The organism is Pleionea sediminis, assembly GCF_007570825.1.
GTDB classification, from domain to species: Bacteria; Pseudomonadota; Gammaproteobacteria; order Enterobacterales; family Kangiellaceae; genus Pleionea; species Pleionea sediminis.
The window spans coordinates 1-9470 of sequence record NZ_SUNB01000014.1 but is presented as its reverse complement, the minus strand read 5'-3'; the positions used below and the strand labels follow the sequence as shown (position 1 = coordinate 9470).

Below are 9470 nucleotides of genomic sequence, written 5' to 3'. Positions count from 1 at the left end.
GGCATAGTCTTGCATCGCCGACCATAAATTCGGATCTTTTTCGGGCATTGAGTTCACTTTTTTACAGGCATAAAAAAACCCGCCATGAAGACGGGTTTTTACAAATTGATTTGTGGAGTCGTTAACTAAAGTGCATTACTCCAACATACTTAAAAATACTACACCTCTGTCCGGACAAAAGCAAGTAAGTTTCTAGAGAATTGGTTTCGATTTATTTAATATTCTGATTTCTAAAGGAAGACGTTTAGAAGGAGTGTCACTGCCTTCACACAATGGTCGCAACTTTGATTCTTTGACTTTAACTTTGTTGTAGACAACAACTTCTTCGTTGTAAGCTTCATAGTTTATCCCACCCACTTCTATGGACTTAAGATGAGAATGTAATTTTGAATCTTCAATCCAATATTCATAAATGAAAAAGCCCTCGATTGGAAAATCAGCTTCTTCAAAATCAAGCTCAGAATCATTTCCTATGATTTGTAATGTGTAAACGTATTCCAATAAGTAATCTTCGAACAAGAACGATACTTCAAATACCGAGTCGGATATGTGTGTAAGCGATTCCTCTCGAAGCCCATAACAATCTTGGTAACCCGAATAGTACCTCATAAAACCATTTGAAATCGCATAATAATAAGGATCTAAATGATCAGGTCTTCCTTTCCACTCCCAAATTCCTGATATTTCTTTCCATACAGGGTCATTTTCATTAGGAGAGTTCTCGGAGTTACTTCCTGAGCAACCAATAAGAACGAGGAACATAAACAAAACTAAGGTTTTTCTAACGTATAACATTGTGAATCTTTCGGGCTAGTATAATCTGGCGGTATAATATCTCATTAGTCTATTTTACGTTAGGTAAATATTGAGCAATCCATTCGTGAATATTGCATAACGCTAATCGCACCGGTGGGCTTTTCGGAACATAGCAGAGAAAAGGCCGTCCCATAGTTAAATTCTGTTTGCGTACTCAATTAGCTGGTGGGCATCTTCAGACATCCCGATAGCTTGAGCGATTGAAACTATTTCAACTAGTATCCCGTCGGTAGTATGGGCTGAAATTTTCTGCTCGAACTTCTCGAGTTTTTTTATCAGAGCTTTTTCATCTGTTCTTCGTTTAGAACTAAGATGGACACCACCTTTGACGTTGGCAACGTACTTGATTACCTCGCGACGATTTACCTTGGTTCCGCTCGCCAAACCCGATGTCGACTCAACAAATTCATTCAAATAAAACTCACGCTCTCCGGGAAAACCTTTCTTTCGCATCGGCGGCGAAGCACTACCCAACGCGAAACTTCCTCTGTTAACGCATGGCGTTGACATATATAGACCTCTAAATTCTGCGCCCCAAGCAAGGGAGCAAATGATATCGGAATCGTCAACACAACCCAAAATTGAATCGAGATCAACCGCTATTACCTTTGGCTGCTTTTCGAAGCCAGCTGCTTTCCAGGCTTGGGTATAAGCAAACTCGACCAACAATCGACGAAGAACAGCACTACCACGACGGATGTCAGGCTCGTTAATATCAGGACTCCAGCCATCTCGCAAATACTCAAGATCCTCTGCTATATACTTTATTTGCTCGGAGTTCATAAAATTCGTTATTTTGATTCATTCAATAATTCCATAAAAATCAAGGTAAAGCTTTCCTACCTCATCTCCATTTGGAACTTTAACATCGTGCCATCCAGTATCGAGTTCATCGCGCTCTAACTTATCTGCAAGATTTCTTAAAACCCAAGCAACAGCTTTTCCATTCGCGCAATCAATTTCTATGTCACATTTCACTCGATCCTCTACCGAGTCTTCTTCATCAAACATTTATTATCTACTCCTATTTATCTTGATTTCTCTTCTTATCAATTGATTTCTGTATGCTCTTGACCATTATTTCAGCTAAAGGGTAATCTGGATGATTTCGGCCCTTAGCATCACGTTCGCGCTCGACACGCTCCAACTCTGTGTACATTTCATCAAGTGTCTTATCATCGAATGACATGAACTTCACCTATGTTTTCTTTATCTTGTTTCAATTCGAGCGAAACCCTGATAGCTCGCTCTCCATTCGCCCATGAATAACTCTTTTGAAATCGCCATGTATTTCAGCTGACTTAATCGCAGATTCAACCAGCCTTATTGTTCCACTATCAAGTTTATTAAAACTCAATCCCGTAATGTCTTTTGGTATATGGAGCTTGTAAATGTCTCTTTCCTGATCATAATTCCACTTTTCGATATCTGTGCTGTTAAATATAAAAACAGAATCATCGCTATTAGTAGTACCGTCTTCGACATATAAAAAGACGATTAAACTAGGAGATACATATTGTTTGGGAATTTCGACGGACGATGTGTTCTCTATTACCGTTCTTCCTTTACACTGAATCCGACAAAATTTCACTCCGTCTTTTAATTCTTTAAATACAAGCAAATCGCATCCCTCGCGATCAAATTTTGGTTTGGCAACCAACAGATTGGCCTTTTGTAACTTATGCGCAATTAAATCCTCGGCGGTATACTCCATATGGGTTGTATCAGGCATCTATCTATCCTCTTCGCTGTTTTGATTCAATCTAACCCTCATCTATCGGCCACTATTTGAAATCATACACACCATCAAGAATAAGTTATTTCGTCGCTATCTAGAGCAAGACTTTATATCTGGAAATAAAATAATCTTTATAATCAAGTTTATTCTTATTGCCGTCTAAATTTATTCAAGTGTTGGTATTTTTTTTTAAAATGTGCCTGATGATGCTTCAGATTCCTTAACACATTCTCGCACAGCTCTTTAAAAGGTATTAGTAGCAAATGAAAATCGCACATCGGATTGTAATACTGGCCAACTGGAAATTCACCTACCAAATCCCAATCAAAAAAAACATCTTTCGCTTGCAAGTCAGAATGTGCATACACTTCATGTCTTAATCTAAGAATTTTTTCATGTAGCTTTCTTTTCTCTTCACAAAAACTCAGAGACGGTCTACTAGTTGCAAATAAATGCTCATTATTCCCTGAGAAAGGACGAGAATAAGAAATCACTGCTGCAGTTTCGAGAGCAAGCCTCACATCTTTGTTATCAACGCTATCTACGAGCTTAAGAAAAGACAAAGCTTGAGATATATCTTCAATTGAAAAATGTCGACGAATATAAAGTCTCCTTTCTTCATCTATACTCATTAAGGTAATACCCTATATTAATAGTTCGCTATTTTGTTTCATTTTAACTGTCGCCTAACGGCCAAAAGCTGACATTACAAATTATACTGTATTTAATCTGAATACCAACTCAGCTCTCAAGAGTAATTGTATATTTTAACTTGCATACCAGGGGTTAGGGTCTTGAGTTCCTGAACAATACTCTTATCAAAACAGAATGGCATTTTTTTCTTGCTAGACTTAAAACTTTCTGGTGTATCATGAAAATTATGGTTATTTTCAATAAATCTCCTCCACGGGTCAGAGAGCTCTTTTATTGTGGGTGGCTGGCGATCTTCTTGGTAATGATAGTCAAACTCTGCGACTAAACTCTCTAAGTAGCCATTCAATTCTTTTAGCTCAATAAGTGGCGACCTAGTAATATAATCGAATTCTAGCTTAGTATCTTTATATCCGATGTATAGAAACTCCAACTTCATTACTAAAGACTCGATTACCTCACGTATTTCCATAAGACGAGGAACAATTTCCGGCCCAAGTCCAGCGCCATTGAGGTCAATCAAGTTATTTAATGCTTTCTGGTTTTGGTATATGAAATTGATTGCGTTACCTATCCCAGCAACACTTTGATTAGACATATCAGTAACATGTTTAAATCCAACTAAAAGCCAGCCTTCTATTCGTTCAATGCGATATAGGATTAAATCCATAACAGGCTTCCATTTTTCCTTTTCTCTTTTCGCCAGGATAAAATCCACTATAAAATAAATAATAACTATTTCAACTATAACCCCATGAAGCTCAACCAAAACACCTTCCCAAAAACTAATGTTTGACCAAAAAGAAAAATATAAATCGATTACTAGAATTGATGTAAAGATAATAAACAGCATTGAAAGTGGCCAAATTTTTCGAACAATATTTTTCATACTAGTTACCTCATATCGAAGTCAGTCTTATCTATTGGTTTTTTTCTTGTCCACTATAATACATTTACCGAAGTCAGCCAAAAGCGGACATTTTTTCCAAATAATTAATTTGATCGACGCCACGTCAAAGCTTAGCTTTAAAGCCACCTAAATCTTTACCATTTAGAGTTAAAAAGCCCTTACCTGATCTTTTGTGGATAACACATGATCCAGAAGCTTTACCCTGAGTAGTTTTAATTCCATTTTCATTTTCTCCCTTTCCCCACCTATAATAATGCTCCCTTGAATCTCCATAGTCTTTTTTATATGCCCAAGAAACAGAAATTACTTTACCTTTTGAAAGCTTTTTAAAGGCACTCTCACATTCCTGAATAGATTTAGGAGGTTTATTGCAACTAGATAGAGTTAATGAAACAACAATAAAACAGACTTTAAAAAGCTGCATTCTCATAATCGTGCATCCTATCTTTAGTTATATTTTACTATGCTATTCATGGGATTAAACGGCCAAAAGCAGACAATATTGAGCCGTAATTTTCCCTATTTACATATTTGTAACTACATATTTAAAGTTTTCTAGAAAGACCCATGCCAAAAGTATGAAACCAAAAGCGTAAAAAACAAACACTGTTGTTCTGAGTCCTGCTGATTGGCTTTTAAGTTGACTACAAAGATCAAGATAAACCATGCTTTCTATTTCAGTAGATGATGAGCCTTCATCCATATAAGCCCGAACTTCTTTTATAATTTCTTTTCGTTGACTAGTTTTTTTTTCTTCAGGGTCGGTTGAGTCGCTTACGTAACTTACTAAGTTACCGAGTTCTCGTCCTTTAGATTTAAATTCTCCAAAGTTATCGTTTTCTTTGAATATCTTTGGGCACAGAGCTAAAACCAATATGTTTGCTATGACGAAACACACGGATGATAGATAAAATGCTACCCACGAAAATGGTAGTTTTAAGTCTAGAATTACAGTTGCCTCAAACATTTTAAGAATCAGCTTATGGTCTTGGTTTACTCCGACTTCAGCAAAAAACTTGGCCATTAAGGGGACGATAATTAGCCAAATGTACATTGAATTGATTATTTTTAATTTCGGAAACTTAGACAGCATTTCCCAATTAGTAATATCTTTCACTATCCATATCCTTAACTAATTGTCAGAGTATTTGATTTCTTGATATTTCAATGTCACTCAACTTCCGCTTTAAGATAAAAGCAGAAATGGCACTAATAACAAGACAGATTAGTACAATAAAGATATTTTTATGTAGGAAATTCAACCCGTGGTCTTGTAAGAAAATGCTCACATGAATAAATTAGATTCTTTTGAAAATAATTAATCATTACACTTCGATAACATTTTTCTAATTATTCGTGCCTCACTTGGAATGTACTTTAATTGGTATTTAGAAACGATTGCATCAAATTTAACTACATACTCGCAGCGATAAGTATGATTAGGAGGCATCCATTCATCGGGACTTTTTGCGCCCTTCGATTGGTTCAATGAATCCTCAACGATTAGTAAATTCTCCAAATCATTTGCGAATTCCCTTTTTTTCTTCTTGCTCCAACTTTGAGCACCATGACCATGAGCCCATTTGAGCGGAACAATATGGTCAATATCGACATCTGATGCTTTAATCCATGTTTTTCCAGAATATGGATCATACCAACTCCCCGCTACAACCGAACACTTCTTTGAGTTCCGGTATTTAACAGGTAGCTTGGATTGAGTTATCAATAATTCAGCTCTAGTATCCTGGCAGTCATGATCTTCATCAATCCAATGCGGCCAATCTGAACGATTGTATAGAGTCGTATAGGGGCCAACGACTTTCGGTGAATCAACTGGGTATGTTTTTGGCTTAGTGAGATGACCGCCACCATTGTGGTAATGATAACCAGTGCATAGGCCCTTTGCTTTCGACTTTGCGCTACAATTGTGACCACCGGAACTATCGGTACGACCGCTATGCGCAGATGTTGATAATGAAAGAATTAGGGTTAAAAAATAAATTCCTATTCGCATAATACTCCTCTAGCCTACTCGCATATTTCACTTAAAAGTAACTCTCTATAATGCTGAGTTTTACGCTGATTCTATATTAATCTCGAGATAAGCTTCTACATTGAAACAGTTCTCCTGTGAACTGTTTCATTCTAGGAGGGCGTCACAACGAACTCAAGGGGCTAGAAGGGATATTCAGAGATGTTTTTAACGTAATTTGAAACACTATTGAGTATTTTGAAAGAAGTGTAAGTTAGTGGTAATTATTCGCATGAATAAACATTGACTGAAATTTGGGAGAACTTATATTTCCGGAGAAATTAGTCGCCTACTCCCACATAACCATCACCAGAAGCAGATAAAGAACTAATTATATATCTATTTTACTGACTTCAAATGATTCTTTTTCTTCGCCTTAGCTTTTTTTCTTCCGTACTTAAAGTGTAACGGAATTACTTTCCAACACAAGCTTCCATCAAAACCCTTTAAGGGCAACAAGTTCAAAACAATCAGTAGTAAATTGAAATACCCAAATGTAAGCAAAATCATTTCAACATCATCTCGAATATTAGAGCCCAGTAACAAATGAGTTGCAATTACAGGAACTGCAATCAAGACCTGAGCAAAAACTCCACCCCAAGCAATCATTGCATTGACAAATTCAGTGTCGGCTTCTTCATGAACGCAGACACCATTAAAAATATTAAGAGAAATATATTGAACGTCTAAATTATACCTGTGTGCTAGAAAAGCATGTCCTAGCTCATGTATAAACAAGATGGTTAAAGTCCCCATTATAAAAAAGCCGAGGAGAGGCTTATCAAATCCCAATACCCCGACAACTAAAAGCGAAAGGATTAAAGTCCAGTGTATATAGACTTGTATTCCAAAAATTTTAAAGAGTTTAATTTGGTTGAGTTTTTTCATTGCCTTGTTCTTTAATTGACATTTAATACTAAAGACCAATAGCAGGCTAAACTAAGCGAAGAATAAGCGCAAGCCTGCTATTTTGCGTCCATTGTTTAATTGATTTGTTATGTGTAAATTACTCTAGCTCGCCATATTCCCAGTCAGCATTAGCGTGAATTCTTTGTGCAAAATAACCTGGCTTTAAGAAGGTTAGCTCATTAATTTTGGGATCAGTTTGGGTTAAATGACCAATACCTATAAGATGTGGTTTTGAGTGTTCCGGGCAATTCTCATCACCACAGAAAAACTGCCAATCACCTTCAGGGTCTCTAACACCTAATAAAACGGGCGACTCTTTATTAAATACATGAGGACAAACATATACCCCATAATTCTCATTAAACTCCATATTGCCCTTTACACATTACACCTCAAGCAGAATTGCGTAGTGCGCATATGCTGCTTTGTCTGGTTAGCTATTTTCACCTAGTTCACCAATCTTAAGTTTTAGTTCATTCATGTCTTTATCACCTATACCCGGCCAGTCAGTGTCGGAGACAGGAAATGAGCCTGTTTTCTTAGCACTTCGCCAAAACATCATTAAAGTTTTTTTTAAGTTAAGCGATGCTTCAAAAACTGTTCGCCTCTTTGCAATTGTGGAATCTGGTGAGAACTGAAGCTTAAACAGCAGCTCACTCTCTTTAGGCTCCATCAAAAAATAATATCCCGCTGGTTCTAAATGCCACCAAACTTCTGAAGCTTCGCCTCTTATACCTTTCCAAAGACTATCGACAAGATCGCTTACTGGATTGTTTGGAACATCAGACGCTTCAAATTCAACAAAGCGATCACCCAGCCTAAGTTCACAAGGTAACCATCCATGCTGTGGAGTGTCAAAGTTCAACTTCAAATCCATGCAAATCTCTTAGTAGCTAACGCTCTGCTAATTCGTTTATCGAATTCAGCAGCTTGTTAACTCGATTTTACGAGTAGATTCCAAGTACAAATGTAGTGCCGGAAAGAGCAGTGGCACTCCAAAAGAGCCAAAACGAAAAAATGTTAAATATTGCAATATTAAGTGCTCGTCAGCTAAGAATAACCCCAAAAATAGTAATCCAGAAAAAGTATAAAGGACACCAAGAATGAGAAAAACCCAAACAAAACTATTTATCTTACATATCGCTTCAGCGCCTTTACGTATGAATATTACTCCAATATAGCAAAGACAATAAATACTAGTTCCAACTAAAAGAATAGAAGCAACCGTAGATACTAGCCCATACACCGGACCGGCAGTGGCAATTGCGACTACTGCAGCCCAAAGAAAAAGAAAAATGGACGGCAATAACAAGACCACTATTTCGACAATAAATAATTTTCTACTAATTATCTTGTTCATATCTTTGGAAGTTAACGTCTTGCTGAACGACGTATTCGTTCCTGCAACTGGTTATGAGCAACCTTACTCTCTTGTAATAGAAACATTTTCATTACTACTTTTAGCTCGAATCAAAAAATCTAGCAACAATTCACATTTAGCGTTGCTAAAAAAACTCTCTTCAACCTGCTTGATACCATCATCCAGCAATCCAATTAATTCTTCTAGGTTTTCTATTTCCCACTCTAAATCATTCCAAGGTTCATGACAGTGATATTGTAGACAAAATCCATACCAACCATTTTCCGATGGTTTATGGATGTCAATTGCTGGTTCAAAATCATGGTCACAAATAGTAAGAACGTCGGTGCCAAATTTGAAAATATAAGTAGCATGAACTGGATAGCTATTCGCGCAACCTAAACTTAAATCTTTCATGCAGTCCCTTTGTGCTCATAACGCCTAAATTTGTGGTTCATTACGAGCTCGCGAGTAATGAATTCGCAACATTTTATTGTTATGAGTCATGCTTACATATTTCTTGTTCTATAGATTTAATATATTCTGACACTTCTTTAAAATTTTCAGGAAAAGCCGCATATCCCGATGACTTAGCTGAAAACTTATTGTTTTTGATTTCAAGAAGCCAGCTTGTACCATGCAACACTCTAAGTCCCGGCTCGTTCTTTTCATACACTGACTTCCAAGTTCCAATCTTTTTCATCCTAAGTTCTTTCAAAAACAAGTCTAGTTTTAAAAGAGAAATTTTACCTTCGCACCGCCTAGAGTTTGGATCTTTAGCTTCGGAAAGTCCACCTTTAAAGTATATTACCCTCACACTTCTTTCAGTTGCAAATACTTCATAAGAAGGACTTTTCCACTTATCTAATTTGAAGTGCAAATAATTTTCGTCTGCCATTATTTGTGACGATATAATAAAAAGAACGAAAAACATCAATGCTTTCATATTTGGCTCATAACGCCCAAAGCAGCGGCGCGCGTTAGCGCGTCCAGCCCGAAGGGCGATGATGCCTTTACTTGTTATGTGTTTTTTGGCCACTTGTAATTTACCCAT

General features: G+C 36.9%; 15 protein-coding genes. All 15 read right to left on the bottom strand.

Annotated elements, in window-relative coordinates; translation table 11 throughout:
• Positions 1 to 192 precede the first annotated feature (192 nt).
• Complete coding sequence (locus FAX86_RS21730) at positions 193 to 795, bottom strand: hypothetical protein (RefSeq protein ID WP_144395604.1); 603 nt, start codon at positions 793 to 795, stop codon at positions 193 to 195.
• 156 nt (positions 796 to 951) lie between these two features.
• Positions 952 to 1599, bottom strand: a complete 648-nt coding sequence (locus FAX86_RS21725) for a hypothetical protein (RefSeq protein ID WP_144395603.1) — start codon at positions 1597 to 1599, stop codon at positions 952 to 954.
• A gap of 18 nt (positions 1600 to 1617) precedes the next feature.
• On the bottom strand, positions 1618 to 1827 hold the full coding sequence (locus FAX86_RS21720) for a hypothetical protein (RefSeq protein WP_144395602.1): 210 nt from the start codon (positions 1825 to 1827) through the stop codon (positions 1618 to 1620).
• A gap of 13 nt (positions 1828 to 1840) precedes the next feature.
• Positions 1841 to 2005 (bottom strand): hypothetical protein, encoded by a 165-nt coding sequence (locus FAX86_RS22350; protein ID WP_164503709.1) that lies wholly within the window; start codon positions 2003 to 2005, stop codon positions 1841 to 1843.
• A 30-nt stretch (positions 2006 to 2035) separates the two neighbouring features.
• A complete protein-coding gene (locus FAX86_RS21715; RefSeq protein ID WP_144395601.1) occupies positions 2036 to 2548 on the bottom strand; it encodes a hypothetical protein in 513 nt (170 codons plus the stop codon).
• Between the two features lie 155 nt (positions 2549 to 2703).
• Positions 2704 to 3186, bottom strand: coding sequence for a hypothetical protein (locus FAX86_RS21710; protein ID WP_144395600.1), 483 nt, complete (start codon positions 3184 to 3186; stop codon positions 2704 to 2706).
• Positions 3187 to 3302: 116 nt separating this feature from the next.
• Positions 3303 to 4094 carry a hypothetical protein gene (locus tag FAX86_RS21705; protein ID WP_144395599.1) on the bottom strand — a complete coding sequence of 264 codons (792 nt, stop codon included), beginning with the start codon at positions 4092 to 4094 and terminating at the stop codon, positions 3303 to 3305.
• A gap of 124 nt (positions 4095 to 4218) precedes the next feature.
• Positions 4219 to 4545, bottom strand: a complete 327-nt coding sequence (locus tag FAX86_RS21700) for a hypothetical protein (protein WP_144395598.1) — start codon at positions 4543 to 4545, stop codon at positions 4219 to 4221.
• A gap of 93 nt (positions 4546 to 4638) precedes the next feature.
• Positions 4639 to 5232: a hypothetical protein gene (locus FAX86_RS21695; protein ID WP_144395597.1), complete on the bottom strand. Its 594-nt coding sequence runs from the start codon at positions 5230 to 5232 to the stop codon at positions 4639 to 4641.
• A 201-nt stretch (positions 5233 to 5433) separates the two neighbouring features.
• Positions 5434 to 6129, bottom strand: coding sequence for an HNH endonuclease (locus tag FAX86_RS21690; protein WP_144395596.1), 696 nt, complete (start codon positions 6127 to 6129; stop codon positions 5434 to 5436).
• A 357-nt stretch (positions 6130 to 6486) separates the two neighbouring features.
• Entirely contained in the window at positions 6487 to 7035 is a 549-nt protein-coding gene (locus FAX86_RS21685; RefSeq protein ID WP_144395595.1) for a zinc metalloprotease, read from the bottom strand.
• A 118-nt stretch (positions 7036 to 7153) separates the two neighbouring features.
• Positions 7154 to 7426, bottom strand: a complete 273-nt coding sequence (locus tag FAX86_RS21680; protein WP_144395594.1) for a hypothetical protein — start codon at positions 7424 to 7426, stop codon at positions 7154 to 7156.
• A gap of 63 nt (positions 7427 to 7489) precedes the next feature.
• Positions 7490 to 7933, bottom strand: coding sequence for a hypothetical protein (locus tag FAX86_RS21675; protein ID WP_144395593.1), 444 nt, complete (start codon positions 7931 to 7933; stop codon positions 7490 to 7492).
• A gap of 546 nt (positions 7934 to 8479) precedes the next feature.
• On the bottom strand, positions 8480 to 8833 hold the full coding sequence (locus tag FAX86_RS21670; protein ID WP_144395592.1) for a hypothetical protein: 354 nt from the start codon (positions 8831 to 8833) through the stop codon (positions 8480 to 8482).
• Positions 8834 to 8912: 79 nt separating this feature from the next.
• On the bottom strand, positions 8913 to 9470 hold a 558-nt coding region (locus FAX86_RS22345), incomplete at its 5' end, for a hypothetical protein (RefSeq protein WP_164503708.1).

What these genes read in the sequence shown, in the direction of transcription:
- FAX86_RS21725 (WP_144395603.1), bottom strand. Translation starts at nt 1,599, where the DNA reads ATGAACTCCGAGCAAATAAAGTATATAGCAGAGGATCTTGAGTATTTG.
- FAX86_RS21690 (WP_144395596.1), bottom strand. Translation starts at nt 6,129, where the DNA reads ATGCGAATAGGAATTTATTTTTTAACCCTAATTCTTTCATTATCAACA.
- FAX86_RS21715 (WP_144395601.1), bottom strand. Translation starts at nt 2,548, where the DNA reads ATGCCTGATACAACCCATATGGAGTATACCGCCGAGGATTTAATTGCG.
- FAX86_RS21720 (WP_144395602.1), bottom strand. Translation starts at nt 1,827, where the DNA reads ATGTTTGATGAAGAAGACTCGGTAGAGGATCGAGTGAAATGTGACATA.
- FAX86_RS21670 (WP_144395592.1), bottom strand. Translation starts at nt 8,833, where the DNA reads ATGAAAGATTTAAGTTTAGGTTGCGCGAATAGCTATCCAGTTCATGCT.
- FAX86_RS21710 (WP_144395600.1), bottom strand. Translation starts at nt 3,186, where the DNA reads ATGAGTATAGATGAAGAAAGGAGACTTTATATTCGTCGACATTTTTCA.
- FAX86_RS21700 (WP_144395598.1), bottom strand. Translation starts at nt 4,545, where the DNA reads ATGAGAATGCAGCTTTTTAAAGTCTGTTTTATTGTTGTTTCATTAACT.
- FAX86_RS21730 (WP_144395604.1), bottom strand. Translation starts at nt 795, where the DNA reads ATGTTATACGTTAGAAAAACCTTAGTTTTGTTTATGTTCCTCGTTCTT.
- FAX86_RS21685 (WP_144395595.1), bottom strand. Translation starts at nt 7,035, where the DNA reads ATGAAAAAACTCAACCAAATTAAACTCTTTAAAATTTTTGGAATACAA.
- FAX86_RS21680 (WP_144395594.1), bottom strand. Translation starts at nt 7,426, where the DNA reads ATGGAGTTTAATGAGAATTATGGGGTATATGTTTGTCCTCATGTATTT.
- FAX86_RS21675 (WP_144395593.1), bottom strand. Translation starts at nt 7,933, where the DNA reads ATGGATTTGAAGTTGAACTTTGACACTCCACAGCATGGATGGTTACCT.
- FAX86_RS22350 (WP_164503709.1), bottom strand. Translation starts at nt 2,005, where the DNA reads ATGTCATTCGATGATAAGACACTTGATGAAATGTACACAGAGTTGGAG.
- FAX86_RS21705 (WP_144395599.1), bottom strand. Translation starts at nt 4,094, where the DNA reads ATGAAAAATATTGTTCGAAAAATTTGGCCACTTTCAATGCTGTTTATT.